The sequence below is a fragment of the Streptomyces broussonetiae genome, assembly GCF_009796285.1.
Classification (GTDB): domain Bacteria; phylum Actinomycetota; class Actinomycetes; order Streptomycetales; family Streptomycetaceae; genus Streptomyces; species Streptomyces broussonetiae.
On the sequence record NZ_CP047020.1, the window covers coordinates 6,086,699 to 6,113,049 of the forward strand.

General features: G+C 72.0%; 27 protein-coding genes. 18 read left to right on the top strand and 9 right to left on the bottom strand.

Features of this window, described 5'->3' with window-relative positions:
- Positions 1-263: 263 nt before the first annotated feature.
- From GQF42_RS28175 to GQF42_RS28190, 4 genes are read left to right on the top strand one after another with little or no spacing between them, the layout of a single operon-like run.
- Positions 264-1,193, top strand: coding sequence for an ABC transporter ATP-binding protein (locus GQF42_RS28175; RefSeq protein ID WP_199272824.1), 930 nt, complete (start codon positions 264-266; stop codon positions 1,191-1,193).
- Positions 1,190-1,930, top strand: coding sequence for an ABC transporter permease (locus GQF42_RS28180; RefSeq protein ID WP_158924421.1), 741 nt, complete (start codon positions 1,190-1,192; stop codon positions 1,928-1,930). The genes GQF42_RS28175 and GQF42_RS28180 overlap by 4 nt, the downstream gene beginning before the upstream one ends.
- Before the next feature lie 5 nt (positions 1,931-1,935).
- Positions 1,936-3,129, top strand: coding sequence for a sensor histidine kinase (locus GQF42_RS28185; protein ID WP_158930686.1), 1,194 nt, complete (start codon positions 1,936-1,938; stop codon positions 3,127-3,129).
- The gene (locus GQF42_RS28190; RefSeq protein WP_158924423.1) at positions 3,126-3,740 is read left to right on the top strand and encodes a response regulator transcription factor; all 615 of its coding nucleotides are present in this window, start codon (positions 3,126-3,128) and stop codon (positions 3,738-3,740) included. The genes GQF42_RS28185 and GQF42_RS28190 overlap by 4 nt, the downstream gene beginning before the upstream one ends.
- Before the next feature lie 18 nt (positions 3,741-3,758).
- On the opposite strand, the gene GQF42_RS28195 is transcribed toward GQF42_RS28190, so the two are convergent.
- Together GQF42_RS28195 and GQF42_RS28200 are read right to left on the bottom strand one after the other, a co-directional pair.
- Positions 3,759-4,625 carry a transglutaminase family protein gene (locus tag GQF42_RS28195; RefSeq protein ID WP_158924425.1) on the bottom strand — a complete coding sequence of 289 codons (867 nt, stop codon included), beginning with the start codon at positions 4,623-4,625 and terminating at the stop codon, positions 3,759-3,761.
- Positions 4,626-4,632: 7 nt separating this feature from the next.
- Positions 4,633-5,655: a GNAT family N-acetyltransferase gene (locus tag GQF42_RS28200; RefSeq protein WP_158924427.1), complete on the bottom strand. Its 1,023-nt coding sequence runs from the start codon at positions 5,653-5,655 to the stop codon at positions 4,633-4,635.
- 140 nt (positions 5,656-5,795) lie between these two features.
- Between GQF42_RS28200 and fdxA the strand changes: the two genes are divergently transcribed.
- Both fdxA and GQF42_RS28210 read left to right on the top strand, forming a co-directional pair.
- Positions 5,796-6,119 carry a ferredoxin gene (gene fdxA, locus GQF42_RS28205; RefSeq protein ID WP_067038742.1) on the top strand — a complete coding sequence of 108 codons (324 nt, stop codon included), beginning with the start codon at positions 5,796-5,798 and terminating at the stop codon, positions 6,117-6,119.
- Between the two features lie 111 nt (positions 6,120-6,230).
- On the top strand, positions 6,231-7,328 hold the full coding sequence (locus tag GQF42_RS28210; protein ID WP_158924429.1) for a bifunctional succinyldiaminopimelate transaminase/glutamate-prephenate aminotransferase: 1,098 nt from the start codon (positions 6,231-6,233) through the stop codon (positions 7,326-7,328).
- 122 nt (positions 7,329-7,450) lie between these two features.
- Here GQF42_RS28210 and GQF42_RS28215 read toward each other — a convergent pair whose 3' ends face one another.
- A complete protein-coding gene (locus GQF42_RS28215) occupies positions 7,451-7,861 on the bottom strand; it encodes an ATP-binding protein (RefSeq protein ID WP_158924431.1) in 411 nt (136 codons plus the stop codon).
- Positions 7,862-8,147: 286 nt separating this feature from the next.
- Positions 8,148-9,137 (bottom strand): heavy metal transporter, encoded by a 990-nt coding sequence (locus tag GQF42_RS28220; protein WP_199272825.1) that lies wholly within the window; start codon positions 9,135-9,137, stop codon positions 8,148-8,150.
- Between the two features lie 141 nt (positions 9,138-9,278).
- Between GQF42_RS28220 and dapE the strand changes: the two genes are divergently transcribed.
- Positions 9,279-10,358: a succinyl-diaminopimelate desuccinylase gene (dapE, locus tag GQF42_RS28225; RefSeq protein WP_158924433.1), complete on the top strand. Its 1,080-nt coding sequence runs from the start codon at positions 9,279-9,281 to the stop codon at positions 10,356-10,358.
- Positions 10,359-10,464: 106 nt separating this feature from the next.
- Positions 10,465-11,223: an LOG family protein gene (locus tag GQF42_RS28230; protein WP_158924435.1), complete on the top strand. Its 759-nt coding sequence runs from the start codon at positions 10,465-10,467 to the stop codon at positions 11,221-11,223.
- Between the two features lie 114 nt (positions 11,224-11,337).
- Here GQF42_RS28230 and folP read toward each other — a convergent pair whose 3' ends face one another.
- Positions 11,338-12,198: a dihydropteroate synthase gene (gene folP / locus GQF42_RS28235; RefSeq protein ID WP_158924437.1), complete on the bottom strand. Its 861-nt coding sequence runs from the start codon at positions 12,196-12,198 to the stop codon at positions 11,338-11,340.
- Positions 12,199-12,336: 138 nt separating this feature from the next.
- Between folP and GQF42_RS28240 the strand changes: the two genes are divergently transcribed.
- Positions 12,337-12,687 (top strand): DivIVA domain-containing protein, encoded by a 351-nt coding sequence (locus GQF42_RS28240; protein WP_158924439.1) that lies wholly within the window; start codon positions 12,337-12,339, stop codon positions 12,685-12,687.
- Positions 12,687-13,283, top strand: a complete 597-nt coding sequence (locus tag GQF42_RS28245; RefSeq protein WP_158924441.1) for a DNA-3-methyladenine glycosylase I — start codon at positions 12,687-12,689, stop codon at positions 13,281-13,283. The genes GQF42_RS28240 and GQF42_RS28245 overlap by 1 nt, the downstream gene beginning before the upstream one ends.
- A 4-nt stretch (positions 13,284-13,287) precedes the next feature.
- Here the strand turns inward: GQF42_RS28245 and chcB are convergent, their stop codons facing one another.
- Positions 13,288-14,091: a 2-cyclohexenylcarbonyl CoA isomerase gene (chcB, locus tag GQF42_RS28250; protein ID WP_158924443.1), complete on the bottom strand. Its 804-nt coding sequence runs from the start codon at positions 14,089-14,091 to the stop codon at positions 13,288-13,290.
- Positions 14,092-14,153: 62 nt separating this feature from the next.
- Between chcB and GQF42_RS28255 the strand changes: the two genes are divergently transcribed.
- Positions 14,154-14,318 carry a hypothetical protein gene (locus GQF42_RS28255; RefSeq protein ID WP_158924445.1) on the top strand — a complete coding sequence of 55 codons (165 nt, stop codon included), beginning with the start codon at positions 14,154-14,156 and terminating at the stop codon, positions 14,316-14,318.
- A 144-nt stretch (positions 14,319-14,462) separates the two neighbouring features.
- The gene (locus tag GQF42_RS28260) at positions 14,463-14,630 is read left to right on the top strand and encodes a DUF3117 domain-containing protein (RefSeq protein ID WP_004950282.1); all 168 of its coding nucleotides are present in this window, start codon (positions 14,463-14,465) and stop codon (positions 14,628-14,630) included.
- A 135-nt stretch (positions 14,631-14,765) separates the two neighbouring features.
- Here GQF42_RS28260 and GQF42_RS28265 read toward each other — a convergent pair whose 3' ends face one another.
- Complete coding sequence (locus tag GQF42_RS28265) at positions 14,766-15,464, bottom strand: O-methyltransferase (RefSeq protein ID WP_158930690.1); 699 nt, start codon at positions 15,462-15,464, stop codon at positions 14,766-14,768.
- A gap of 234 nt (positions 15,465-15,698) precedes the next feature.
- Here GQF42_RS28265 and sigE point away from each other — a divergent pair, with 234 nt between their 5' ends.
- From sigE to GQF42_RS28290, 5 genes are all read left to right on the top strand, one after another.
- The gene (sigE, locus tag GQF42_RS28270; RefSeq protein ID WP_158924447.1) at positions 15,699-16,409 is read left to right on the top strand and encodes an RNA polymerase sigma factor SigE; all 711 of its coding nucleotides are present in this window, start codon (positions 15,699-15,701) and stop codon (positions 16,407-16,409) included.
- The gene (locus GQF42_RS28275) at positions 16,406-17,467 is read left to right on the top strand and encodes a zf-HC2 domain-containing protein (RefSeq protein ID WP_158924449.1); all 1,062 of its coding nucleotides are present in this window, start codon (positions 16,406-16,408) and stop codon (positions 17,465-17,467) included. Before sigE ends, GQF42_RS28275 begins: the two co-directional genes overlap by 4 nt.
- Before the next feature lie 1,052 nt (positions 17,468-18,519).
- A complete protein-coding gene (locus GQF42_RS28280) occupies positions 18,520-20,250 on the top strand; it encodes a S1C family serine protease (RefSeq protein ID WP_407699534.1) in 1,731 nt (576 codons plus the stop codon).
- Positions 20,251-20,333: 83 nt separating this feature from the next.
- Complete coding sequence (locus GQF42_RS28285; RefSeq protein WP_158924451.1) at positions 20,334-20,846, top strand: sec-independent translocase; 513 nt, start codon at positions 20,334-20,336, stop codon at positions 20,844-20,846.
- A gap of 266 nt (positions 20,847-21,112) precedes the next feature.
- Positions 21,113-21,781, top strand: coding sequence for a hypothetical protein (locus GQF42_RS28290; RefSeq protein WP_199272826.1), 669 nt, complete (start codon positions 21,113-21,115; stop codon positions 21,779-21,781).
- 57 nt (positions 21,782-21,838) lie between these two features.
- Here GQF42_RS28290 and GQF42_RS45040 read toward each other — a convergent pair whose 3' ends face one another.
- Positions 21,839-24,505: a DUF6185 family protein gene (locus GQF42_RS45040; protein ID WP_199272827.1), complete on the bottom strand. Its 2,667-nt coding sequence runs from the start codon at positions 24,503-24,505 to the stop codon at positions 21,839-21,841.
- Positions 24,506-24,678: 173 nt separating this feature from the next.
- Between GQF42_RS45040 and GQF42_RS28300 the strand changes: the two genes are divergently transcribed.
- Positions 24,679-25,086, top strand: coding sequence for a hypothetical protein (locus GQF42_RS28300; protein WP_158924457.1), 408 nt, complete (start codon positions 24,679-24,681; stop codon positions 25,084-25,086).
- Between the two features lie 99 nt (positions 25,087-25,185).
- Here the strand turns inward: GQF42_RS28300 and GQF42_RS28305 are convergent, their stop codons facing one another.
- A complete protein-coding gene (locus tag GQF42_RS28305) occupies positions 25,186-26,319 on the bottom strand; it encodes an Mrp/NBP35 family ATP-binding protein (protein ID WP_158924459.1) in 1,134 nt (377 codons plus the stop codon).
- Positions 26,320-26,351 lie beyond the last annotated feature (32 nt).

Below are 26,351 nucleotides of genomic sequence, written 5' to 3' on the forward strand. Positions count from 1 at the left end.
ACACCCGGCGCGGCCGTCGGCGGTACGGGTCTCACCGCCCCCGGCGCCCGCCGAGGTGGCCCGCGCCGCCGCGCGCCGGGCCGGCCCGGCGCGCATCGCCGCGGCCTCGGCCGCAGCGGTGGCGCAGCCCGGTGCCCCGGTCGCCGATGCTGCCGCCGGGCCACAGGCCGTGCCTGTCACCCGATCCGCATGACATCTGTCATCCGGCTCCCAGGACCGCCGACACTGCCGGGCCGGGCGCCCGCTCGGCGAGCATGGACGGCATGACAACGACTGCGGCACCGGCCACCACCACCCCGGTGGTCGGCTTCGACCAGGTGACCAAGACGTACGGCAGCGTGCGGGCCGTGGACGGGCTCTCGCTCCGGCTGCACCCCGGCGAGACCGTCGCCCTCCTCGGCCCGAACGGGGCCGGCAAGTCCACCACCCTCGACCTGCTCCTCGGTCTGAAGAACGCCGACAGTGGCACGGTGAACGTCTTCGGCACCAGCCCCCGTGAGGCCATCGTCGCCGGGCGCGTCGGCGCCATGCTGCAAAGCGGCGGCCTGATGGACGAGGTCACCGTGGCCGAACTGGTCAAGCTGGCCTGCTCGCTGCACCCGAAGCCGTACAAGGCGGCCGACGTGATGGCCCGCGCGGGTATCGCGCAGATCGCCGACCGCAAGGTCAACAAGCTCTCCGGCGGCCAGGCACAGCGCGTGCGGTTCGCCCTCGCCACCGCCGGGGACAGCGACCTGATCATCCTGGACGAGCCGACCACCGGCATGGACGTCTCCGCCCGCCAGGCCTTCTGGGCCACCATGCGCGAGCAGGCCGACCAGGGCCGCACGGTCCTCTTCGCCACCCACTACCTCGAAGAGGCCGACGCCATCGCCGACCGGGTCCTCGTGCTGCACCGCGGCCGGCTCCTCGCCGACGGCACCGCCGCGGAGATCAAGGCCAAGGCCGGCGCCCGCCGGATCGCCTTCGACCTGGAGGGCGCCATCGACGAGGCCGCCCTCGGCGGACTGCCCTTCCTGACCTCCCTCGACGTGTCCGGGCAGACCGTCCGCATCCAGTCGTCCGACGCCGACGCCACCGTCCACGCCCTGTACGGCCTCGGTGTCTACCCGCGCAATCTCGAAGTCGCCGGCCTCGGTCTGGAGCAGGCCTTCGTCGCCATCACGGAGGCCGAGGAGGCCAAGCAGTCATGAACGCCCTGATCAAGCTCGAGCTGGCCCGCGCCTTCCGCAACAAGAAGTTCCTGTTCTTCTCGGTGCTCTACCCGGCGATCCTCTTCCTGATCATCGCGGGCAACGCCGACAGCAAGACCAAGGTCGACGGCACGGGCCTGACCCTGGCGACGTACATGATGGTCTCCATGGCCTCCTTCGGCGCCCTGACGGCCGTGCTGATGGGCAACAGCGAGCGCATCGCCAAGGAGCGCGAGAGCGGCTGGGTGCGGCAGCTGCGGCTGACCCCGCTGCCCGGGCGCGGCTACGTCCTCGCCAAGACCGCCAGTGCCGCCGTGGTGAGCCTGCCGTCGATCGTCGTGGTGTTCGCGGCCGCCGCCGCGATCAAGCACGTACGCCTGGACGCCTGGCAGTGGCTCGCCCTGACCGGGATCATCTGGGCCGGCAGCCTCGTCTTCGCCGCGCTCGGCGTCGCCATCGGCTACGTCGCCTCCGGGGACGCCGTCCGCCCCATCACGATGATCATCTACTTCGGCCTGTCGATCCTCGGCGGCCTGTGGATGCCGACCACGACGTTCCCGAAGATCCTCCAGGACATCGCGAAGTGGCTGCCCACGCACGCGTACGCTGCTCTCGGGCGGGCGATCGAGCAGAGCCAGGCCCCGCACGCGACGGACGTCGCCGTCCTCGCCGTCTACTTCGTCCTGTTCGCGGGCGGCGCGGCCTGGCTGTACCGGAAGGACACGCTGAAGGCGTGAGCACCATGACGGAAGACCCGCAGGCCCGCGAGGAGCGGGCGGAGACCCAGGTGAGGATCGGCCAGGCGACCCGCAACCGGCGCGAGGTGATGGTCAAGGCGCTGTGGATCGGTGTGTGGCTGGTCTTCCTCAGCTCGCCCGTCCACGACCTGACCTCGGGAAACCACACAACGGGTGCCACCGCGGCCGGCGCGCTCGGCCTGGCCGCCTTCGTCGGCACCTACCTGACGCTGGTCTTCCGCCACATGGGCCGTCCCTTCACGCCGCGGATCGTCATCTCGATGCTGGCGGTCCTCACCGTCCTCGCCCCCGTCCTGGCCTACAGCCTCGGCGGCTCCTGGCTCGGTCTCTTCGTCTACCTCTCGGTCGCCTGCGGGGCCACCCTGCCGCCCCGGGCCGCACTCTGGGCGATCCCGTCGACGGCCGTGGTGATGTACCTGGTCGCGGTGCACGACGGCGAGCAGGGCTGGGACGACTCGCTGATCCTCGTCCCGCTCATCGGCTTCGCGATGGTCGGCGTCGGCCAGCTCGTCCGTACGACGGTCGAGCTGCGCAAGGCGCGGGCCACCGTCGCCCACCTCGCCGCCAACGAGGAGCGGCTGCGCCTCGCCCGTGACCTGCACGACCTGCTCGGCCACTCCCTGTCCCTGATCACGCTGAAGAGCGAGCTGGCCGGCCGGATGCTGCCGGACCATCCGGACAAGGCGGCCCAGCAGGTCGCCGACATCGAGCAGGTCAGCCGTCAGGCGCTGGTCGACGTCCGGGAGGCCGTCACCGGCTACCGGCGCCCCCGGTTCGCCGCCGAACTCGCCGGTGCCCAGGTCGCCCTGACCGCCGCCGGTGTCACCGCCGACGTGCCCGCCGAACCCGGCCTCGACGGGGTCGACGAGGAGGCCGAGTCCGCGCTCGCCTGGGCGCTGCGCGAGGCGGTCACCAACGTGGTGCGGCACAGCGGCGCCGACCGCTGCCTGGTCCAGGTCGCCCACCGTCAGACACTCGACGGACCGATCCTCGAACTCTCCGTCGAGGACAACGGATCCGGCGGTGTCGGCGCAGTCCCCGGCAACGGTCTGACCGGCCTGATGGAGCGGCTGGAGCAGGCCGGCGGCAGCCTGGAAGCGGGCCGGATCAAGCATGGGTTCCGGCTCGTCGCCCGCGTCCCCACGGCTCCTTCGGGGCACGTAGGATCCGGGGCATGACGAGCACGATCAAGGTCCTGCTGGCCGAGGACCAGTCGATGGTCCGCGAGGCGCTGGCCGCGCTGCTCGGCCTGGAGGACGACATCGAGGTCGTCGCCCAGGTCGCGCGCGGGGACCAGGTGCTCGCCACCGTCGGAGCGCACGACGTGGACGTGGCCCTGCTCGACATCGAGATGCCCGGCTGCACCGGTATCGAGGCGGCCGCCCGGGTGCACCGGGAGTTCCCCCGGGTCAAGCTGGTCGTCCTCACCACCTTCGGCCGCCCCGGCTACCTGCGCAGCGCCATGGAGGCCGGCGCCGACGCCTTCCTCGTCAAGGACGCCCCGGCCGCCCAGCTCGCCGAGGCGATCCGCAAGGTGCTCTCCGGGGAGCGGGTCATCGACCCCACCCTCGCCGCCGCCGCGCTCGCCGAGGGCGCGAACCCCCTCACCGAGCGCGAACGCGAGGTACTGCGCGCGGCGGCCGACGGCGCGACCAACGCCGAACTGGCCAAAAGCCTCCACCTCTCCCAGGGCACGGTCCGCAACTACCTCTCCACGGCCATCCAGAAGCTGGCGGTTCGCAACAGGGCGGAGGCGGTACGGACGGCGCGGGAGAAGGGCTGGCTGTGAAAGCGCCCGGCCGACGGGTCAGTTGAGCATGGCCCGGGCCGTTCGAGCCTGTTGCCTTATGGTGCGGGCGGCGGACTCGTCCACCACCTCGATCAGGTCGGCGTAGGCGTCCAGTTCCTCCGCACCCGAGACGAACTCGCCCCGTTGTACGAGCAGTTGCCCCCGCTCGTAACGCAGCCGGGCCGGGTGTGAGGGCACCAGCAGCGCCAGCTCCACGGCCCACAGTGCCACGTCCGACCGCTCGGGCCGGGCGGTGGCCCAGGCCCGGACGTTGTTCAGGATCCGCTGGACGACCTCCAGCGGCGCCGCGGGCTGGAGCATGGACGGCTGCAGCGGCGCCCCGGTGGCCCCCACCACCAGCAGCTCGGTGTCGGTCCCGGTCAGCACCCGTCCGCCGTCGAACGGATCGGCCAGCACCTGCTCAGCCGCCGCGCCGAACCCCACCACGAAGTGCCCCGGCAGCGCGACCCCGTACACCGGAGCCCCCGCCCGACGGGCGACTTCCAGCCACACCACCGACAGCAGGATCGGCAGCCCGCGCCGCCGCCGCAGCACCTCGTGCAGCAGCGAGGACTCCAGCCGCTGGTAGTCGCCCGCGGTGCCGTGGAACTCGTAGCGGTCGCCCAGCAGCCGCCGTACCGCCTCCGCCCAGGCATGCGGCCCGCCCGGCCGGTACGGCAGCTCGCCCGCCAGCCGGTCCAGCTCCAGCTGCGCGGCGTCGATCCCGGCCTCGTCCAGCGAGCCGTCCGCGGCGGCGCCGATCAGCAGACACAACGCCGACAGATCGGGCCGCTCGGACCGCGCCTCCTCGGCGAACCGCCGTCGCAGCGCGGCGGAGCGCTCCGGCGGTGGCGGACACGGGGGCGGCAGATGCGGGTGACGCATGACGGGCTCAGCCCCTTCCACGGCGTTCGCCCTGCTCGTCCGGCGCCCGGTAGTGGTGGTAGGCGTGGTGCGGGGCGAAGCCCAGCGCGGCGTACAGGCCGCGCGCGCCCTCGTTGTCCGTCTCGACCTGGAGCCAGGCCGCCGACGCGCCCTCGTCCAGGGCCCGGCGGGCCAGCGCGGCCATCACCTCCGTGGCGAGCCCCTGCCGGCGCCGGCCGGGGTCCACCTCGACGGCGGCGAACCCGGCCCACCGCCCGTCCACGACACACCGCCCGATGGCCGCCGGAGGCGCGCCGCCGTCCCCCGGCACGGTCGCGAACCACACCGAGGGCCCCGAGCCGAGCACCCGCAGGGCCACCTCGCTCACCCCCTTGCGCTGATACCGGGCGAGCCACGCCTCGTCCGCCTCCCGGGCGAGGGCCACACCGGCACCCTCGGCCCGGTCCGCGACCGGCGCCAGGGCACCGGTCCACACCTCGGCGCTCACCTCCCGCACCCAGCCGCGCCGCTCCAGCTCCGCGCACAGCAGCTCCTGTGTGCCCTCGGCGCCGGTGGCGGTCTGCAGATAGGCGGGCAGACCACGCTCGCCGTACCAGCGTCGTACGGCTGCCAGGGCCGCGTCGAGCGGAAGCCCCGGATCGCCGAGCGGCAGCACGCTGTTGGCCCGCCGCGTGAACCCGGAGGAGGCCCGCAGCTCCCACTCGCCGAGCCGCTCGCTCTCCACCGGCCGCCAGCCGCGCGAGGAGATGCGCGCGAGTTCCTGGTAGGTGGCCGCGGGCCCCCGGCGGCGCGCCGGCGCCGCCGGGACGACCTTCCCCGCCACCACGACGGCTTCCGGGATGCGGACACTCTCCCCGTTCCGTCGCGTGATCATGAGCACGCCGGCATCCCATGATGTGAGAACACCCACCGTGTCGGTGAACTTCTCCGATGTTGCTCCAGGCTCTTCCAAGCACCGTACGGAGACCCGTTTGCCCACGTCAGCAGGGGTAATTCGGACTTCGAGACGTCCTGCCGCCGAGATTTCCACTGGTCAGTTCACCCCTCCTGTTCGGATCATGCTCCGGAACGGAGATACTAGGGGCGGGCATCGACGACGCCGCGCTCCCGCGCGCCAGGCGGCGGAGCCTGAGGAGGCCCGCCAGCGCCCTATCGAGGAGGAACGACAGCGTGACCTACGTCATCGCGCAGCCTTGTGTCGACGTGAAGGACAAGGCGTGCATCGAGGAGTGCCCGGTCGACTGCATCTACGAGGGCCAGCGGTCCTTGTACATCCACCCGGACGAATGCGTCGACTGTGGTGCCTGTGAGCCGGTCTGCCCGGTCGAGGCGATCTTCTACGAGGACGACACTCCGGAGGAGTGGAAGGACTACTACAAGGCGAACGTCGAGTTCTTCGACGAGCTGGGCTCGCCCGGCGGTGCCAGCAAGCTGGGGCTGATCGAGCGCGACCACCCCTTCATCGCCGCCCTGCCGCCGCAGGCCGGCGAGTAACGCCCCAAGCGGCCCGCACCGCCGCCTCGGTCCCGTACGGCCCCGACCGCCTGGTCACCGCCGCACGGGACCGAGGCGTTTGCCGCCCCGTACGAAAGTGAGCCACTGACCGTGTCCACAGTCTCCGACCGCCTGCCGACGTTCCCCTGGGACAAGCTGGAGCCGTACAAGAAGACGGCCGCCGCGCACCCAGGCGGGATCGTCGACCTCTCCGTGGGCACCCCGGTCGACCCGGTGCCCGAGCTGATCCAGAAGGCCCTGATCGACGCGGCCGACTCGCCGGGCTATCCGACGGTCTGGGGCACCCCGGCGCTGCGCGACGCGATCACCCGCTGGCTGGAGCGCCGTCTCGGCGCCCGCGGGGTCACCCACCGCCACGTCCTGCCGGTGGTCGGCTCCAAGGAACTGGTCGCCTGGCTGCCCACCCAGCTGGGCCTCGGCCCCGGCGACAAGGTGGCCTACCCGCGTCTGGCCTACCCGACGTACGAGGTCGGCGCCCGCCTCGCCCGCGCCGCGTACGAGGTCTACGACGACCCGCGCGACCTCGACCCGACGAACCTGAAGCTGCTCTGGCTCAACTCCCCGTCGAACCCGACGGGCAAGGTGCTGTCCAAGGAGGAGCTGACGGACATCGTCGCCTGGGCCCGCGCCCACGGCGTCCTCGTCGTCTCCGACGAGTGCTACCTGGAGCTGGGCTGGGAGGCCGACCCGGTCTCGGTGCTGCACCCGGACGTCAACGGCGGCTCGTACGACGGCATCGTCGCCGTCCACTCCCTCTCCAAGCGCTCCAACCTGGCGGGCTACCGCGCGGCCTTCGTCGCCGGTGACCCGGCCGTACTCGGCCCGCTGCTGGAGATCCGCAAGCACGGCGGCATGATGACCTCCGCGCCGACCCAGGCGGCGGTCGTGGCGGCCCTCGGCGACGACGCCCACGTCCACGAGCAGCGCGCGCGTTACGCGGCCCGGCGCGAGGTCCTGCGCGAGGCCCTGCTCGGCCACGGCTTCCGTATCGAGCACAGCGAGGCCAGCCTCTACCTCTGGGCCACCCGCGACGAGTCCTGCTGGACCACGGTCGACCACCTGGCCGGCCTCGGCATCCTGGTGGCTCCGGGCGACTTCTACGGCGCGGCGGGCGAGAGGTTCGTACGCGTGGCACTGACGGCGACGGACGAACGGATCCGGGCGGCGGTGGAGCGCCTGTCGGCCTGACCCGGGCCGTACCGCCGCGGGCGGTCGCCGCGCGCACAGGGAAACGCACACGAGGAAACGGGGCCCAGGGAACTCCCTGGACCCCGTCGCCGGTGTCAGCTCAGCGGCAGCGCAGCGGACGGTCAGCCACCCAGCCCCTGAACCGGCAGGTTGGACGTCGGCAGCGCGCCGCCGCCCTGCGCTGCGTCCCCGAGGACGTTCCCGGCCGTCCCGGCGACGCTGCCCGCGGCCTGCTGCGCCACCGGCGCCGCCTTCTGCACGGCACTGCCGCCGGCCTGGCCCGCGGCCGGCACCGCCGTCCCGACCACCCGGCCGCCCGCGTTGCCCGCGAGAGAGGTGGCGTTCGTTGCGGCACTGTTGGCGGTGTCGGCGACGTGCGTGGCGTCCAGGGCGGTCAGGCCGCCCAGGTTCGGGGCCGCCGCCGGCTGGCTCGGAGCCGCACTGGCGGAGCCGGCCGCACCGACCCCGGCGGCCGCTCCCGCTGCGACGAGCAGCGCGGTACGGGCGATCCGGCGGGTCAGAGGGAGGGACATGATGCTCCATTCGACGGGAGAGAACGGTGTGTGTCCGGGTCCGGGTCCGGGCTCGGACGCCGTGACTACCGCTCGAAGCCCGCGAAGGTTGCGGACGCCGAAGGTAACGAATGGATAACGCATCGCATTATCAGGTGTGGAGAAAAACGGGCAAAGAACGCCTGCCGGAAATCCCGCAGAATCCTTACACCCCTTGATTTTCCAAGGGATTCCGGCATCGGCGCACAAGGCGCCCGTCCGGCGGAACGAACCGCCGCCGCACAACCCGCCGGAGTGACCCCTCGTACTACTGTCCGGTCACGATCCGGACGGCCTTCGCGGACTGCGCCGCCCCGTCGGCCCCGTCCGAGGCCGCCTTCTCCCACTGGCCGTCGTCGCTCCCGGCGGTCCACTGCCGCCCCGCGTACGACACCCGCTGGATGTGCAGCGCCGAGGAGTTCGCGACCGCCCAGTGCGCCAGCTGCCAGCCCCGCTCCTGCTCGCCGCGCCCCGTCGCATCCACCTTCGCGCCCTGCGACACCGGCACGGTCACCGTCCGGCCCTGCGCCGTCGCGGTCACACTCGGCGACGGAGACGGCGACGGCACGGGCGTACCGCCGACCTCGGCGCCGGTCTCCTGGAGCGCGTCGCGCCCGAAGTCCCGTACCAGCGCGGCCCGCACCGCGTCCGGACCGGTCGCCGTGGCCTTGGCGTCCGGGTGCCCGTCGCAGGTGAGCGTGGCCGCCGCGGTCCCGGTCAGGGCCGCGGCCAGCAGCGTGGCGTCCGGCTCGTGCTTGGCGTACGCCTCCGGGTAGCCGCTGCGCTGTACACGCTGCGCGGCCACCGTCAGCGGCAGGTCGGTGTAGTCCGGCACCTTCGCCAGGTGCGCGTAGAAGATGCCCGCCGCGTAGGCCGGGTCCATGATCTGCTGCTCGGTGCCCCAGCCCTGCGAGGGCCGCTGCTGGAACAGGCCCAGCGAATCGCGGTCGCCGTGCTCGATGTTGTGCAGCCCCGACTCCTGGATGGCCGTGGCCAGCGCGATCGACACGGCCCGCTCGGGCATGTGGCGCCCGGTGCCGACGGCCGCGATCGTCGCCGCGTTCACCGCCTGCTCCGGTGTGAACTCGTACGACGTCCCGTCGCCCGAGGCCGACACCACCGTGCAGCCACGCGGCCGCCCTCCGGTGACGTACTGCACGACGAGGTACGCGGCGACGCCGCACAGGACCAACAGGGCCGCGGAGAAACGAAGAAGACGGCCGCGACGCTTGGGACGGGTGGGGGACGGCTCTGGCACGCCTACAAGGTACTGGAGCCGCGTCACGACCCCACGGGGGGTCCGGGCAGCGCGAGCAGCAGGCCCAGGGCCGTACGGCGGGTGACGGAGCGCGGCGGGCGGCGGATCGGGTCCCGGCGGGCGTCGCGCTAGGGTCGGGGCATGGCCGACACCTCGCTTGACCTCACGCTCGACGCCGCCGCGCTCACCGCGCAGCTCGTGGACCTCCCCTCCGAGAGCGGGACCGAGAAGCCGCTCGCGGACGCGGTCGAGGCAGCCCTGCGCGCCCTGCCGCACCTGACGGTGGACCGCCACGGCAACAACGTGGTCGCCCGCACGAATCTGGGCCGGGCCGAGCGTGTCATCCTGGCCGGCCACATCGACACCGTCCCGATCGCCGGCAACGTGCCCTCGCGGCTCGACGAGGACGGCGTGCTGTGGGGCTGCGGCACCTGCGACATGAAGTCCGGCGTCGCGGTGCAGCTGCGCATCGCGGCCACGGTCCCCGCCCCCAACCGCGACCTGACCTTCGTCTTCTACGACAACGAAGAGGTCGAGGCCGAGCGCAACGGACTCCGGCACGTGGCCGAGGCCCATCCCGACTGGCTTCAGGGCGACTTCGCGATCCTGCTGGAGCCCTCCGACGGCCAGGTCGAGGGCGGCTGCCAGGGCACGCTGCGGGTGCTGCTGAAGACCGCGGGCGAGCGGGCCCACTCCGCGCGCTCCTGGATGGGCTCCAACGCCATCCACGCGGCGGCCCCCGTCCTGGCCCGCCTGGCGGCCTACGAGCCCCGCTACCCCGTCATCGACGGCCTGGAGTACCGCGAGGGCCTGAACGCGGTGCGCATCGGCGGGGGAGTGGCCGGCAACGTCATCCCCGACGAGTGCGTGGTCACGGTCAACTTCCGCTACGCCCCCGACCGCACCGAGGAGGAGGCGATCGCGCACGTCCGCGAGGTCTTCGCCGACTGCGGGGTGACGGAGTTCGTGGTCGACGACCACAGCGGCGGCGCGCTGCCCGGCCTGTCCCATCCGGCCGCGGCGGCCTTCATCGAGGCGGTGGGCGGCACCCCGCAGCCCAAGTACGGCTGGACGGACGTCTCCCGCTTCTCCGCCCTCGGCATCCCGGCCGTCAACTACGGCCCGGGCAACCCGCACTTGGCGCACAAGCGCGACGAGCGGGTGGAGACGGCCAGGATCCTCGCGGGCGAGGAGCGCCTGCGCGAGTGGCTCACGGCGTAACCCCGCGGCGCGCGTCGCTGCACGCCGGACATGCATACGTCCCCCCTCCGTAACCCGCGGCGATCTAGTCTGAGGTCGAACTACCGGCAAGCGGAGGGAGCGCACCATGCCTACCGGCAACCCCGAGGGAAAGAAGATCCCGCCGGACGAGCAGCGCCTGGGACCGGTCCTCCGACGGCGCGGACAGGTGACACCGAGCACGACCGACCAGCGGCTGCTGGACGAGCGCGCCCCCACCGACTGGGTCCACACCGACCCCTGGCGGGTCCTGCGGATCCAGTCGGAGTTCATCGAGGGCTTCGGCACGCTCACCGAACTCCCGCCCGCGATCAGCGTGTTCGGCTCGGCACGCACCCCGGTGGACTCGCCGGAGTACGACGCGGGCGTACGGCTCGGCCGTGGCCTGGTCGAGGCGGGCTGGGCGGTGATCACGGGCGGTGGCCCCGGGGCGATGGAGGCGGCCAACAAGGGCGCCTGCGAGGCGGGCGGCGTCTCGGTCGGCCTCGGCATCGAGCTGCCGTTCGAGCAGGGCCTGAACCCCTACGTCGACATCGGCCTGAACTTCCGCTACTTCTTCGTCCGCAAGATGATGTTCGTGAAGTACGCGCAGGGTTTCGTGGTCCTGCCCGGTGGCCTCGGCACGTTGGACGAACTCTTCGAGGCCCTCACCCTGGTCCAGACCCAGAAGGTCACCCGCTTCCCGATCGTCCTGTTCGGCAGCGAGTACTGGGGCGGCCTGGTCTCCTGGCTCCGCAACACCCTGGTCGCCCAGGGCAAGGCCACGGAGAAGGACCTCCTCCTGTTCCACGTCACGGACGAGGTGGAGGAAGCGGTGGCCCTGGTCTCGAAGGAGGCGGCCCGCTGACGCGGACCTCCGGCCGGCCCGACCCGGCCGGCCGGAGGGCACGGGAGACGGCCGGGGCGACCGCACGGTGAGCGGTGCGATCCCGGCGCACTCCCGCAGGGCCGGGGACGGCCGTCAGGCCAGGCCGCGGCGCGCCACCGCAGGGGGCCGGTGGCCGGCGATGGTGGCGACCATGTCCAGTACCTGCCGGGTCTCGGCCACCTCGTGGACCCGGTACACCTGAGCCCCGAGCCATGCCGAGACCGCGGTGGTCGCCAGCGTCCCGATCAGCCGTTCCTTCACCGGCCGGTCCAGCGTCTCGCCGACGAAGTCCTTGTTGGACAGTGAGACCAGGACCGGCCAGCCCGTCGCGACCATCTCGGGCAGCCGCCGCGTCGCCTCCAGGCTGTGCCGGGTGTTCTTCCCGAAGTCGTGCCCGGGATCGATGAGAACCGACTCCCTCGGCACGCCCAGCGCGACCGCCCGCTCCGCCAGTGCCAGCGTCACCTCGAGGATGTCGGCCATGACGTCGTCGTACGTCACCCGGTGCGGACGCGTGCGCGGCTGCGCGCCCCCCGCGTGCGTGCACACCAGCCCCACCCGGTGGCGCGCGGCGACCTCCGCCAGCCCGGGGTCGACACCGCCCCACGCATCGTTCAGCAGGTCCGCCCCCGCCTCGCACACGGCCTCGCCGACCTCGGCCCGCCAGGTGTCCACGCTGATGACCACGTCCGGGAAGCGCCGCCGGACCTCCGCCACGAAGCCGACCGTCCGTCGGGCCTCCTCGTCGGCCGTGACCTCCTCGCCCGGCCCGGCCTTCACCCCGCCGACGTCGATGATCGCGGCACCCTCGGCCACTGCCTGTTCCACACGCGCGAGAGCGGGTTCGTCGCGGAACGTGGCCCCCTGGTCGTAGAAGGAGTCGGGGGTCCGGTTGACGATCGCCATGATCACCGGCTCGTGGGGCCCGAATTCCCGACTGCCCAGCCTGAGCATCCGCTGTGACCTCTCCTAGTACCTTGCGCAGTGCAGCCGCCTGCGACCCTGACTGTCAGACTCGCATGGCACGATCGGACTCTGACAGTTTCGGCGTCCGGCACAACGACCGGCATCGAGCGTGGGGACCCTAAGGCGATGGTGATGTTCTTGTTCCTGGTCGTCGCGCTGGCCGTCGTGGTCGCCGCGGTGACACTCGCCGTGGTGGGCGGCGGCGAGAGCGCCCCCCTGCCCGAGGCGGCGCCGGAGCGGCTCCACGACCCGCTGCCCGCGGACCGCCCGGTGGACCGCGCCGACGTGGAGAGCCTGCGCTTCCCGCTCGCCCCGCGCGGCTACCGCATGGCGGACGTCGACGACGCCCTCGGCCGCCTCGCCGCCGAGCTCTCCGAGCGGGACGCCCGGATCGCCGACCTGGAGTCGGCGCTGGCCGGAGCCCGGGCCGCCGCCGCGCACCCCCGCCTCGCCAAGCCCGAGCAGGAGGAGCGGTGATGACCGACGGAGCCGCCGTCGCCGGGCCGGACGGCGCCCTGCGCTGCCCGTGGGCCCTGTCCACCGAGGACTACGTGTCGTACCACGACGAGGAGTGGGGCCGTCCGGTCCACGGCGACGACGCCCTCTTCGAGCGGATCAGCCTGGAGGCCTTCCAGTCGGGCCTGTCCTGGATCACGATCCTGCGTCGCCGCCCGGGCTTTCGCGCGGCCTTCGCCGGCTTCCGCATCGAGAAGGTCGCCGCCTTCACCGACGACGACCGCGCGCGGCTGCTGGCCGACGTGGGCATCATCCGCAACCGCGCCAAGATCGACGCCACGCTCGCCAACGCGCGCGTGCTCGCCGACTGGTCCGAGGGCGAACTGGACGAGCTGATCTGGTCCCACGCCCCGGACCCGGCCGGCCGCCCGGCCCCTAGGATCCTTGCCGACATCCCGGCGGTCACCCCGCAGTCGACGGCCCTGTCGAAGGCCCTCAAGAAGCGGGGTCTGCGGTTCGTCGGGCCGACGACGGCGTACGCGCTGATGCAGGCGTGCGGGCTGGTGAACGATCACCTGGAGGCCTGCGTGAGCCGTATCAGCCCGCCCGCCCGTTGACCGTTCACCGGCCCAGGTACTTGGGCTTCTCCTTGTTGACGAAGGCCTGCACCGCGATCGCGTGATCCTCGGACTGCCCCGCCCGGGCCTGCAGCTCGTCCTCCTTCGCCAGCGTCTGCACCAGAGAGTGCGTGAGCCCGTACGCCACGGCCTCCTTGATCGCCGCGTACGCCACCGTCGGCCCCTCGGCCAGCGCCCGAGCCACCTTCTCCGCCTCGGCGCGCAGCTCGGCGTAGGGGACGACTCGGTTGGCGATGCCCAGCTCCAGCGCGTCCTGGGCGCTGATGCTGCGCGGGAAGAGCAGCAGGTCGGCGGCGCGGCTCGGGCCGATCACCCGGGGCAGGGTCCAGGAGACGCCGGAGTCGGCGGTCAGCGCGACGCCCGCGAACGACGTGTTGAAGGCGGCCGTGTCGGCCACGATCCGGTGGTCCGCGGCGAGCGCGAAGCCGAAGCCCGCCCCGGCCGCGACACCGTTCACCGCGGCGACGACCGGCTTCGGCGCCCCGGCGAGTGCCGTGACGATCGGGTTGTAGTGCTCCTTGACCGTGCTCATCGTCTGCCCGGCACCCGACTCACGGTCGGCGGCGAGCAGCCCGATGTGCTCCTTGAGGTCCTGGCCCACGCAGAACGCCCGGTCCCCGGCGGCGGTCAGCAGGATCGCCCGTACGGCCGTGTCCCCGGCCGCCGATTCCGCCGCCTCCCGCAGGGCGGCCTTCGTCGCGATGTTCAGCGCGTTCATGGCCTCGGGGCGGTTCAGCGTGATCGTCGCGAGTCCGTCGCTCACCTCGTAGAGCACGGTGTCGGCCATGGGGCATTCCCTCCGGTGTCACGGATGACGTACCGCTCAGTACGTCCATGTACGAGGACAGCATGGCGGAGATCGTCGCCCAAGGGCCGGACCGGTCATGTGACCTGCGTCAAAGAAAATCGGAGCGCATCCGGTCGGCGTATGTCCGTGCGGAGGCGCAGTATCGCAGCCACATCCCCGAATTGGGTGGTTTTGCTCGCGCGCGTTGCCCAAGCGATGCCGACTGATGTTGGTCATCGGGTCCTGCGATGCGGGATAATGGCCGGGAAGCAATGTGTTCGATGCCGGTGTCGCGTGTCCGTTTGGGAACCGCGGGTGCCCTCCGGGGGCTCTCGGCAGACGATGAGCTGGTTTCAGGAAGGGGAACGAGCATGGCGGCCATGAAGCCGCGGACGGGTGATGGCCCGCTCGAGGTGACCAAGGAGGGGCGGGGCATCGTCATGCGCGTTCCGCTCGAAGGCGGCGGTCGACTCGTCGTCGAGCTGACCCCTGATGAGGCCGCGGCGCTCGCCGACGCCTTGAAGAACGTCGTCGTCTGACGGGTCGGCGAATCAGTCCTCGCGGCTGCCCCGGCATCGTACGCGCGCTGCCGGGGCAGCCGCGTACCCGGACCGGGCGACCGGACACTCACCGCGCGATGACGTTCCCCGCGCGGACGCTCGCCCTGTGGACGTTCACTTCTTGACGGCGCACAGCAGCCCGTCGCCCACCGGCAGCAGCGACGAGACCAGCTCCTGGCTCTCGCGCACCGAGCGCAGCAGTTCGCGCAGCCGCAGCACTTCCGTCGGCTGCGGCCCCGAGTCGACCGTACGGCCGCCCGCGAAGACGCCCTCGAAGACCACCAGGCCGCCAGGTCGCAGCAGGCGCAAGGATTCAGTGAGGTAGTCGGAGTACTCCTGGCGGTCGCCGTCGCAGAAGACGAGGTCGTAGCCCGCGTCCGCGAGCCGGGGCAGGACATCCAGGGCGCGGCCCGGTATGAAGCGGGCCCGGTTGCTGGCGAAGCCGCAGGCGCGGAAGGCCTGCCGGGCGAACTGCTGGTGCTCCGGTTCCGGGTCGACCGTGGTGAGCACCCCGTCCGGACGCATGCCGTGCAGCAGATGGATTCCGGACACCCCGCAGCCGGTACCTATCTCCGCGACGGCCTTGGCGTCCACGGAGGCGGCGAGCAGTCGCAGCGCGGCGCCCGTGCCGGGCGACACCGAGCGCAGCCCTGCCTCGCGGGCCCGGTCGCGGGCCCAGTGCAGCGCTTCGTCCTCGGCGACGTAGGCGTCGGCGAACGCCCAGCTCGTCTGCCGGTTGCCGGTAATGACCCTCTCCTGTCCCCGTGGTTGCCTGGGCGTGACTGTATCCGTTGGCGTCGGGAACCCGCAGATGGGACCGGACGTTTAAGGGGAAGAGACGGTGGCCGGCCGCACGACGGGGGGTATGAGGTGGATCGGGGCACCGAGCAACTGCTGACGCAGCAGCATGAGCCGTATCAGCAAGTATCAAATTCTCGTAAAACCGCTTATCCGGAGCTAACGGGCGAGGTGGCTATGGTAGGGGCTCCACTGGACACCACCAGAGCCGACAGGGGAGGTGCGGCTGCGCCCGGAGATCGGGGCGGAGTGCTGCGGCGCTTCCTCGGGTCGGCGGGCAGGCCGAAATCCGTGACCGACACCGCTGCTGACCACCACGCCGGTTTCGCCGCAGGCGAGGCCCAGACCGCGACCTTCTCCACCGACGCGGACGGGCAGGCGTGGACTCCGCCCACGTGGGAGGAGATCGTCAGCACGCACAGCGCCCGGGTCTACCGCCTGGCGTACCGCCTGACGGGCAACCAGCACGACGCCGAGGACCTCACCCAGGAGGTCTTCGTCCGTGTCTTCCGGTCCCTGTCGACGTACTCGCCGGGCACCTTCGAGGGCTGGCTGCACCGCATCACCACCAACCTCTTCCTGGACATGGTCCGCCGTAAGCAGCGCATCCGCTTCGACGCCCTCGGCGACGACGCGGCCGAGCGCCTGGCCAGCCGTGAGCCCACCCCGCAGCAGCTCCTCAACGACGCGCACTTCGACGCCGACGTCCAGCAGGCCCTCGACACCCTGGCGCCCGAGTTCCGCGCCGCCGTCGTCCTGTGCGACATCGAGGGACTGTCGTACGAGGAGATCGCCGCGACCCTCGGCGTGAAGCTCGGCACGGTCCGCTCCCGTATCCACCGCGGCCGCTCGCAGCTCCGCAAGGCCCTCGCGCACCGGTCCCCGGAGGCGCGCGCGGCCGAACGGCGCTCCTTCATGACCCGTGTCCCCGCTCTGGGAGGAGGGGGCGCGACCGCGTGAGTGGATCTCGGTCGAAACCTGCGGAGGCGCACCTCGCAGAGCAGCACCTGGGAGACCGACTCTCCGCCCTGGTGGACGGAGAGCTCGGTCATGAGTCGCGTGAGCGGGTCCTCGCGCACCTGGCCACCTGTGCCCGGTGCAAGGCGGAGGCGGACGCCCAGCGCCGGCTGAAGAACGTGTTCGCGGAGGCGGCCCCGCCGCCGCCCTCGGCGAGCCTCCTGGCCCGCCTCCAGGGCCTGCCCGCGGGCGGTGACGGCATGTCCCCGCCGGGCGGCGGTCTCTTCGGGGACGACGCTCAGGACGAGCCGGCCGGAAGAGGCGACGGCTTCGGTGGAGCGTCCGGCCTGTCCGGCATACCGGACGTCTCCGGGGTCTTCGGAGCGCGGCGCGGGGAGCGTTTCGCGTTCGGGTACGTGCCTGCCCGTCCCCACGGCCCGGCCCCCGCGGCCCATGAGCGCGGCTTCCGCATCCATCCCGTCGGCCGTCCGGACGAGGTCCGCTCCGCCTCGCGCGGCCTGCGGTTCGCGTTCGTCGCCGCGGGTGCGGTCTCACTGGCCGCGGTCGCCCTCGGCGGCGTGACCACCGCCTTCCCTGGCGACACCTCCGCGGACGCCCGCGGCGGCGCCGGCACCGGCAGCATCGTTCCCGCACGCTCGGCCGGTTCGGGCGCAGGTGCGGTCACACCCGACAGCACCGGCCAGCGGCGCCGCTCGACGGGCCCGCTGCTCGTCCAGGGCAGCGCGCTGCTCGGGCAGACCTCGGCGGCGCCGACGTCGATGTCCGCGCCGCTGGTGCCCGGCATGCCGCCCTCCGCGACCGGGCAGACCCCGGGCGACGCCTTGCGCGGCCTGGCCGCGCCGGTGATGGCCGGTGCGGCCGCGATCTCCCCGCTGATACGTCCGCTCGACGACACCGTGGTCTACCCGCTCAACGCCTGGTCCACGGTCCCCGGAGTGACCGGCTCCGGCCTGCTGACCGCCCCCGTCCCCAGCCCCACGTCCCCCGCCGCGTCCGCCGCACCCGCGCCGTCCCCTTCCGCGCCCTTGCAAACCCCCTGACCGGCCACTGCGCCACGGCCCGCGAACCTGGTTGAATCCGGTGAGGGCCGTTCCCGCGGCGATGACCCGGGGGCGTAGTCGACGTTCCGCGGTCGCCGCCGAAGCGTGCGGCCGCGGCCAGCTGTGGGGAGAGCATGAACGAGGGGAACCGCGTCCCGCCGGGGCAGGAACCGGAGGGACCGGCGGGGGCGACGCCGCCCGGCCGACCGGACGACACCGGCCGGGAGACAGCACCGCAGGCCGAGGGGGCCCGGCCCGTGCGGTCCCGCACGGGGAGACCCGGGAGCGAGCCGTCCGAGCGGTCCGGGACGCCTGAGACCGAGCCTGCGGCAGACACGCGCGAGGCCACGGGGGGCAATGCGGAGAGGCCCGGGACGGCGGCGTCGGAGGGAGGCGAGCCGGAGGCGGGTGCGTCCGAGGGGGGCGAGTCCGATGCGGTGGCGTCGGGGGTGGTCGAGTCCCAGGCGGTTGTGTCCGAGGCGGGTGCGTCGGAGGGAGGCGAGCCGGAGGCGGTGGCGTCCGAGGGAGTCGAGCCCGATGCGGTGGCGTCGGGGGTGGTCGAGTCCCAGGCGGTTGTGTCCGAGGCGGGTGCGTCCGAGGGGGGCGAGCCGGAGGCGGGTGCGTCCGAGGGGGTCGAGCCCGAGGCGCTGGCGTCGGGGGCCGAGAGTTCCGGGGGCGCGAATTCCGGGGCGTCGGACGGAGCCGAGGCGGCGGCCATGGCCATGGCCGAGGGGGACTTCGAACTGGCCAAGCCGTCGTCTGCCGCCGGCGTCGGCTTCGAGGCGGGCGAGGCCGAGGCGAACAGGGGTGCGGCGACCGACGTACCGGCTGGGCCCGGCGACAGCGCCTGGGCGGCTCCCACAGGGCGTCCCAAGCCCCTGCACGACCCCGACCCCTACGGCACCCCACCCTACGGTGAGCCGGGCCCCTGGGCACCCGCACCGCCCGTCCAGCACCCGGCAGCGGCCGCGGCCCAGGCAGCCCCCGCCCCCTCGGCACCGGCACCCGGCGCTCCCGCGCCCACGCCGGGCACTCACGGGCCTGCCGCGCCGGTGCCCGCGCCTTCGGCTCCTGCTCCGGTGCCTGCGGTGCCGGTCGCCGGTGCTTCCGCGCCGGGCACTCTTGCGCCCGGCGCCTCCGCACCTGCACCAGGCACTCTTGCGCCCGGCGCCCCTGCGCCTGTGCCGGGGGCTCAGACGCCAGGTGCCGCCGCGCCCGCGCCCATCCCCGCGCCCGCGCCCATCCCCGCGCCCGCGCCCATCCCCGCGCCCGGTGCCGCCGCGCCCGCGCCCCCTGCTCCTGCCCCGGTGCCTGCGGCCCCGGCCGCCGGTGCTCCCGCGCCTCCGGCTCCCGCACCCATGACCGGGTCCACACCTCCGGCCCCCATGCCCACCCCCACGCCATCGGCTCCCGCCCCGGTGCCCGTGACCCCGGCTTCCGCGTCGGGGGTTCCCGCGCCGACGGGCTCGGTGCCCGGGCTCGGTTCGCAGGGTCCCGGCGCCGCTGCCCCGCCCCCCGCAGTCGGCGCCCCCGTGCCCCTCCCCGCACAAGCCGCGCACGCCGTGGGTGACCCCTGGGGGCGTTATGACCCCTGGGCTCCCGGGTCGGCGCAGGAGCAGGCTCTCCTGCACGGGGTCCTCCAGCAGACCGGAGCCGTCGGAGCGAGGGACGGGCGGTGGAGCAGGCGGTTGGTGCTGGGGTGGACCCTGGTCGTCGCTCTTGTCTGCGCGGGGGTCGGCGGCGTCGTCGGAGCCTATGTCGAGAGGCAGGGACTCGGCGGCGATGTGCACCTGCCGCAGGCCGGCTCGGTGCCCGCCGGGCGGGCACCGAACAGTGTGGCCGGGATCGCCGCCCGCGCGCTGCCCAGCGTCGTCACACTGCACGTCTCCGGGACCGACCAGTCCGACACCGGCACCGGCTTCGTACTCGACACCCAGGGGCACATCCTCACCAACAACCACGTCGTCGCCCCCGCCGGAGCCGGCGGCTCGATCACCGTCACCTTCAGCAGCGGCGACACCGTCAGGGCCAAGGTGGTCGGCCACGACAGCGGCTACGACCTCGCCGTCGTCCAGGTCCACGGCGTGCACGGGCTCACCCCGCTGCCGCTCGGGAACTCCGACGACGTCCGGGTCGGCGACGCCGTCGTCGCCATCGGCGCGCCCTTCGACCTGGCCAACACCGTGACCTCCGGCATCATCAGCGCCAAGGAACGCCCCATAACGGCGGGCGGCGAAAAGGGTGACGGGAGCGACGTCAGCTACGTCGACGCGCTGCAGACCGACGCGCCCATCAACCCGGGCAACTCCGGCGGACCGCTGCTCGACTCCCGCGCCCGGGTGATCGGCATCAACTCGGCCATCCGTTCCGCCGACGACGGCTCCGACTCGGGCGCCGGCCAGTCCGGCTCCATCGGCCTCGGCTTCGCCATCCCCGTGAACCAGGCCAAGCGCGTCGCAGAGGAGCTGATCAACGACGGCCGGGCGACCCACCCCGTCATAGGCGTCACGCTCGACATGGCCTACACCGGCGACGGCGCCCGTGTGGACAGCAAGAGCGCGAGCGGCGGCCCCGCCGTCACCAGGGGCGGCCCCGGTGACCGGGCCGGTCTGAAGGCGGGCGATGTGATCACCGAGGTCGATGCGGAGCGCGTCCACACCGCCGAGGAACTGATCGTCAAGATCCGTGCCCACCGGCCCGGCGACCGGCTACGGCTGACGGTGCGGCGCGACGGCACCGACCGGGAGATTGCGCTGGTGCTCGGCGCGGCGGAGCAGAACTGACACAAGTCTCACCTCGGGACGGTACCGGTCGGACAGCAACGCCGGGTACCGTTGAGCGACCGAGGACACGCAAGGAGCGTCAGGTGTTCAATGACATAGGGCCACTGGAGCTGGTGACGATCGTCGTCATTGCCGTGCTCGTCTTCGGCCCGGACAAGCTCCCCAAGGTCATCCAGGACGTGACGCGCACGATCCGGAAGATCCGCGAGTTCTCGGAGAGCGCCAAGCAGGACATCCGCAGCGAACTGGGCCCCGAGTTCAAGGACTTCGAATTCGAGGACCTCAATCCCAAGACGTTCATCCGCAAGCAGCTGGACAATGACGAGCTGGGCCTGAAGGAGATCCGCAACGGCTTCGACCTGAAGAAGGAGATGGCCGAGGTCACGGACGCCGTCAACGGCTGGGACAGTGAGGCTTCCGCTGCCTCCTCGACTTCTTCCTCGGCCTCTTCTTCCGCGTCGTCCTCGTCCTCGAATTCCGGCTCCGGGAATTCCGGATCCGGAAATTCCGGTTCGGGCGGGCGCATCGACATGACAAAGAAGCCCGAGGGGCCCGGCACGGACGAGCGGCCGCCGTTCGACGCGGACGCCACCTGACCCAGCGTTCCCACCGACGCACCGGCCGCGGCCGGCGGTCGCCGACACGCGCACGCGGGCGCATGCCGCGCACGTGACGCGTTTCATAGCACACCCCCGTCGCACACGGCTTGAACAGGTCGTTCGCGCGACCCACGCATCCAGCGCCTGCCCTGCGGCCCTCGGCCGGGTGGATATGCTGCCGAGTTGTTGTGCGGACCGGACGAGTGCGCCCGAAGGGGGGCGGGCCGCCCCGGTCCGACGAGAGCGAGGAGGCGTCCGGGCAGATGGAGACGACGAGTCGGGTGGGCGCGCAGGCGCCGGCTGCGGAGGGTGGACAGCAGTTTCTCTCCGCCCGGCGCACGGTCGACGGATACCTGCAGGCGCCCTTCCCGTGGTACGGCCTCGACGAGGCGTTCACCGGGCCGCGCTGGCTGATGCAGGTCGGTACGGCGGCCGACGGTGCCGTCGAGCACGGTTCGATAGGGCACGGTGACGAGCCGTCCGTACGGAGTGAGAGCGGCGCCGCCGGTGAGCCGCGGGAGAAGTTCGCGGTGGTGGTCACCGTCGCCGCGCAGCCGTCCCGGAGGAGCGCCGACGGTACGGGGCTGCTGGAGGCGACATCGGTCTCCTCGGCGGCGTGGCTGGCCGGAGTGGGGCTGCTGTCGTTCACCTGGCCCGGGCAGATGGACCACAGCCTGCGGGACGACTGGCTGGAGCAGCAGACGGAGACCGCGTGGGCTCTGGCCGACGATCTCGAAGGGCCGGAGTGGTCCCGGCTCTCGCTGCCGGTGGACGGGGCCGCGGTCTCGTTCTACTACCGGGAGTCGGAGTTCGGGTGGGTGCTCGCCGGTTCCACCGGGCAGGGTGTGCACCTCGGGGCGTACGGGCGGGGCATGAGCGCGTACGGGCTCGGGTTCGCCGTGGTCAAGGACATCGCCGCGTACACCGCCTAGGTCCTGGTGGGCGCGCCCCGGACCGCCGCAGCCCTGCGGCGGTCCGGGGCGCGCCCGCTAGCCGCGGGCCAGTTGCTGCCAGATGGTCGCCGCTGCCGCGAGCTGGGCAAGCAGCCAGGTGATGTGCCCGGACAGGCCCCGGAGCTGGTAGACGGACAGCAGTAGTGCGAAACGACTGGGCCAGTACTGCCGTTCCTTCCTGAACGTCGAGGTGTCCATCCAGATGCTGGTGAGCGTCAGGATGATCAGCATGAGCACGGAGTAGAGAAGCAGCATGCCGAAGTCCACGTCGGTGAACCTGTTGAGCAGCACGGCGAGGCAGGCGGGCACGGCGTAGGCGGAGGTGAGGCTCCAGGCGCGAACGGGGCTGCGACGGCCGGGGAGCAGGCGCCAGAGCGCGCCCAGGACGAACCCGGCGGCGGCCCAGGCCACCTGATAGGCGATGAGACTTGCGACGACATTGGGAATTCCCGTGGGCTGGAAGCTGAGTTGCAGCATGTTCCAGGGATTGTGCAACTGCAGATAGAGCAGCGCTCCGCTGGCCGGGATCCCGAAGCAGAAGGCCGGCCGCGCGGTGCGCAGGGCGTTCGTCCACCAGCGGCCTTCCGGTCCCCAGGCCAGGGCGGCTTCCAGAACGGAAATGTGCTCGGGCGGGTTGTTGTGGCCGCAGCCGTCCGCCAGCCACCGGCGCAACCCGTGCAGCCGGCCCTCCAGTTGTTCGCAGGTGACGCCTTCGGCGCGCCCTTGGTCCAGCAGTCCCAACTGGTGGTTGAGGCTGCGGTACTCATGGGCCTTGGCCATCAGCGCACGGCGACGCTTCTTGGTGCTCAGCCTCTTCACGTAGAAGGCGTCGCCCAACTGGCTCAGTACCGACCACCGTCGCCCTGCGGCGAGGACCGCGAACAACGAGCCGATGTTCAGGATGAGCCAGAGGCTGTACTGGGCGCTGTTCCCCGCCAGTGTGGCGCCCTGCAGACCCGTGGTGAAGGCGAACACCACCGCGGTGAGCAGCAGGTCCGGCCCTTCCGGGCCCAGAGCGGTACTTTTCCGTTTACGGCCGGTCCGGACCCGTGGCGTTTTGCTGCGAATGTGCAACAGGGCCAGGAGCGCGATACCCGTCAGGACCCAACTGTAGGAGAAGACCCAGGTGAGCTCGGTGCCGGGGAATCCTCCCAGGTACTTGCTGACGTACGCCCCGTGCTGGGCCCCGGTGTTCTGGCCGGTGAGCCAGGTGATTCGTCTCCACTGGTTCTCGCTTTCCCAGCAGAGGTAGAGGAGCAGGCCTGCGGCGACCACCCCGAGCAGCGCGGAGAGGACGGCGACGCAACGAACCGGCGCCTTGTCCCACCGGGCGGTCCAGGAGGCCGGGATCAGGGCTCCCTCGCGTCCGAAGCGCCATGCCCACGCGGTCATGGCGGCCAGCCACAACCACACGGTGGCCAGGTCGATCAGCACGTACCCGAACTTGGCGGAGGCGCTGGGTGCCACCTTCGACACCAGCGTCGGCGGCAGGCCGAACAGCTCGGGTGCCAGGACCACGAGCAGGCCGACCGCGGCCACCGTCGAGGCCGTGCCGATGACGGCGGGCGCCTGGCGACGCCGTCGGTCCTCGAAGGGGCCGGACGCGGCGGTCGTACCGTCTGCGGTCGTACCGTCTGCGGCGGTACCGCCTGCGGCTGTACCGCCTGCGGCGGTACCGCCTGCGGCTGTACCGCGTGCGGCTGTACCGCTAGCGGTCGTACCGCCTGCGGTCGTGATCGGACCGCCGCCGCACCAGGGACGGGCGACGAGGACGAGCGCCAGTCCGGCGGCGATGCAGACGAGGGTGTACCCGTGCGGGCTGATCGAATTCTGGGAGTTGAGCAGAATCAGCATCAGGGCGACCGCCCCGCTGAGCACGGCCCACTGCAGAACGGCCTGTGTGGGGTTGTCGTCGTGCCCGCTGCCGGCGGCGCCGACCGGATGGGCCCGCCGGGTACGCAGCGCCGCGAGTGCGATCACGGCGGAAGCGCACACCCACCAGGCCGCGACTCCTGCCGTGCTCCAGAACGACTGGCCGTAGCTGAGGACCCAGGAGCGCTGCCACGGGAGGTCGACCTCGAGCCGGATACTGGTGGGCCGGTTGTTCTCCCATACCAGTCTCTTCTCCGTGGAGCGGAATGCGAGTCCGGAGCGGTCATTGAAATCCAGGCCGCCCAGGTCGGCCTCGACTTTCTCCCAGCCTGCCTTCTGGAGTGTCGGCGGACGGAGCCGAACCTGCCATCTCTCGTCCTGCTCCCGGTTGATCTCCCAGGGACCCAGCACAATTGGTTTGTAACTGTTGATCAAAGCGATGGAATCGTATTCGACACTGACTCTTTTGCCCGTGATGCTCACGACCGGTGACTGGGTCCGCCACTCCCCGGTGTGCAGCGAATTGTCCGGCCCGCGCAGCAGGCAGTGCATTGCGGTCTGGTATTCCCGGGAGTCTTCGCTGAACGTCAGCTGCCTCGCCAGGGGCCATTTGTCCAGGGGTAACTTGATTTTCTCGGTGGAATAGACTCTGACGTAGTTTCCGCCGGGATTCTGGTCGAACCGGATCCCGGCGTCGACGGTGCTGGTATCGAGCTGATTATCCCGACAATTGACGCTATTGTTCTGTTGTGCCTGCGCGGCGGGACACCCCCACCACAGCGCGGCCAACGCCAGGAACAGCAAAAACCGCCGCCACCGGATCCCCTTCATCGCCCCGGCACCTCCTCCCCGAGGAATTTAGCCGGGTGTCATATGCGGCGCTCACTGACACACGGCCGGAGGACCACCGGCCCACTCCATCGGCCGTTGCCTTCGAAGTGCAGGAAATCAGTCAGTGGCTGATAATGGAATCCGATGACCGTCGGCTGATTGACGGAGGGGTCATGACCGACACATCAATGTCCGTGCCGAGGAACCCTCTTCCCCGATTCGAGGAAGCCCAGGGGCTCGGGCCCCAGGACGCGGAGTTCGTCCGGGATCTGGTGGCGGTGCTGGCCAAGCACGGGAACCTGAACCGTTTCGGCCTGTGCCTTCTGCACGACCACTTCCCGATCGCCGCGGACGAGGTCCTGGTGGAGACGAACGACTCCAGAGCCCGCACGCTTCACGCTCATGTGGAGAAGACGGCCGGCACCCGGCACACCAAGGCCTCGCAGTGGCGCTTCCTGCCGCACGGCGAGGGCGGGCCACCGGGTGCGGAGCGCGGCGCAGCGACGTACGAGGTGCTCCAGTTGTGCACCACGCTCGACCTGTGCCCCGGCAACGGACGCGAAGACGACCATCGACCGTGATCGCAGAGAAAGGCGAGAGAGCGGCATACGAACGAAGGGGCGCCGTCCTGGAAGACGGCGCCCCTTCGTCCCGGCCGTCCCGCTGCGGGACGGCCCGTGTCAGAACTTGTTCTTGGGCGTGATCCCCAGCGACAGCCCCGACAGGCCCCGCTGCCGTCCCCCCAGCTTCCCGGCGATCGCCCGCAGGGCGCTGCCCGCGGGGGAGTCCGGGTCGGTCAGGACGACCGGCTTGCCCTCGTCGCCGCCCTCGCGCAGACGGACGTCGATCGGGATGCTGCCGAGGACCGGGACCGTCGCACCGGTGGTGCGGGTCAGGCCGTCGGCGACCAGCTGGCCGCCGCCCGTGCCGAAGACGTCGACCATCTCGCCGCAGTGCGGGCAGGGCAGGCCGGACATGTTCTCGACCACGCCGACGATCTTCTGGTGGGTCTGCACCGCGATGGAGCCGGCGCGCTCGGCGACCTCGGCCGCCGCCTGCTGAGGCGTGGTCACGACGAGGATCTCGGCGTTCGGGACCAGCTGGGCCACGGAGATCGCGATGTCGCCGGTGCCGGGCGGCAGGTCCAGCAGGAGGACGTCGAGGTCGCCCCAGTAGACGTCCGCCAGGAACTGCTGGAGCGCCCGGTGCAGCATCGGGCCGCGCCAGACGACCGGGGCGTTGCCAGGGGTGAACATGCCGATGGAGATGACCTTCACGCCGTTCGCCGACGGCGGCATGATCATGTTCTCGACCTGGGTCGGGCGACCGTCCGCGCCCAGCATGCGCGGCACGCTGTGGCCGTAGATGTCGGCGTCGACGACGCCCACCTTGAGTCCGTCGGCCGCCATGGCCGCCGCCAGGTTGACCGTCACGGAGGACTTGCCGACGCCGCCCTTGCCGGAGGCGACCGCGTAGACCCGGGTCAGGCTGCCCGGCTTGGCGAAGGGGACCTCGCGCTCGGCCTGGCCGCCGCGCAGGGCGGTGGCCAGCTCCTTGCGCTGCTCGTCGCTCATCACGTCCAGCGTGACGTCGACCCGGGTGACGCCCTCGATGCGGGAGACCGCGTCGGTGACGCGCTGGGTGATGGTGTCGCGCATGGGGCAGCCGGACACCGTCAGGTACACGGTGACCGCGACCGCTCCGTCCGCGCCGATCTCCACCGACTTGACCATCCCCAGTTCGGTGATGGGGCGGTTGATCTCGGGGTCGTTCACCGTCGCCAGTGCCTCGCGCACCGCGTCTTCCGTAGCCATAAGGACGATGGTACGGCGCGCCGAGGGGCCTT

What these genes read in the sequence shown, in the direction of transcription:
- GQF42_RS28175 (WP_199272824.1), top strand. Translation starts at nt 264, where the DNA reads ATGACAACGACTGCGGCACCGGCCACCACCACCCCGGTGGTCGGCTTC.
- GQF42_RS28180 (WP_158924421.1), top strand. Translation starts at nt 1,190, where the DNA reads ATGAACGCCCTGATCAAGCTCGAGCTGGCCCGCGCCTTCCGCAACAAG.
- GQF42_RS28185 (WP_158930686.1), top strand. Translation starts at nt 1,936, where the DNA reads ATGACGGAAGACCCGCAGGCCCGCGAGGAGCGGGCGGAGACCCAGGTG.
- GQF42_RS28190 (WP_158924423.1), top strand. Translation starts at nt 3,126, where the DNA reads ATGACGAGCACGATCAAGGTCCTGCTGGCCGAGGACCAGTCGATGGTC.
- GQF42_RS28195 (WP_158924425.1), bottom strand. Translation starts at nt 4,625, where the DNA reads ATGCGTCACCCGCATCTGCCGCCCCCGTGTCCGCCACCGCCGGAGCGC.
- GQF42_RS28215 (WP_158924431.1), bottom strand. Translation starts at nt 7,861, where the DNA reads ATGTCCCTCCCTCTGACCCGCCGGATCGCCCGTACCGCGCTGCTCGTC.
- dapE (WP_158924433.1), top strand. Translation starts at nt 9,279, where the DNA reads ATGGCCGACACCTCGCTTGACCTCACGCTCGACGCCGCCGCGCTCACC.
- GQF42_RS28230 (WP_158924435.1), top strand. Translation starts at nt 10,465, where the DNA reads ATGCCTACCGGCAACCCCGAGGGAAAGAAGATCCCGCCGGACGAGCAG.
- folP (WP_158924437.1), bottom strand. Translation starts at nt 12,198, where the DNA reads ATGCTCAGGCTGGGCAGTCGGGAATTCGGGCCCCACGAGCCGGTGATC.
- GQF42_RS28240 (WP_158924439.1), top strand. Translation starts at nt 12,337, where the DNA reads ATGGTGATGTTCTTGTTCCTGGTCGTCGCGCTGGCCGTCGTGGTCGCC.
- GQF42_RS28245 (WP_158924441.1), top strand. Translation starts at nt 12,687, where the DNA reads ATGACCGACGGAGCCGCCGTCGCCGGGCCGGACGGCGCCCTGCGCTGC.
- chcB (WP_158924443.1), bottom strand. Translation starts at nt 14,091, where the DNA reads ATGGCCGACACCGTGCTCTACGAGGTGAGCGACGGACTCGCGACGATC.
- GQF42_RS28255 (WP_158924445.1), top strand. Translation starts at nt 14,154, where the DNA reads ATGGCGGAGATCGTCGCCCAAGGGCCGGACCGGTCATGTGACCTGCGT.
- GQF42_RS28260 (WP_004950282.1), top strand. Translation starts at nt 14,463, where the DNA reads ATGGCGGCCATGAAGCCGCGGACGGGTGATGGCCCGCTCGAGGTGACC.
- GQF42_RS28290 (WP_199272826.1), top strand. Translation starts at nt 21,113, where the DNA reads ATGGAGACGACGAGTCGGGTGGGCGCGCAGGCGCCGGCTGCGGAGGGT.
- GQF42_RS45040 (WP_199272827.1), bottom strand. Translation starts at nt 24,505, where the DNA reads ATGAAGGGGATCCGGTGGCGGCGGTTTTTGCTGTTCCTGGCGTTGGCC.
- GQF42_RS28300 (WP_158924457.1), top strand. Translation starts at nt 24,679, where the DNA reads ATGACCGACACATCAATGTCCGTGCCGAGGAACCCTCTTCCCCGATTC.
- GQF42_RS28305 (WP_158924459.1), bottom strand. Translation starts at nt 26,319, where the DNA reads ATGGCTACGGAAGACGCGGTGCGCGAGGCACTGGCGACGGTGAACGAC.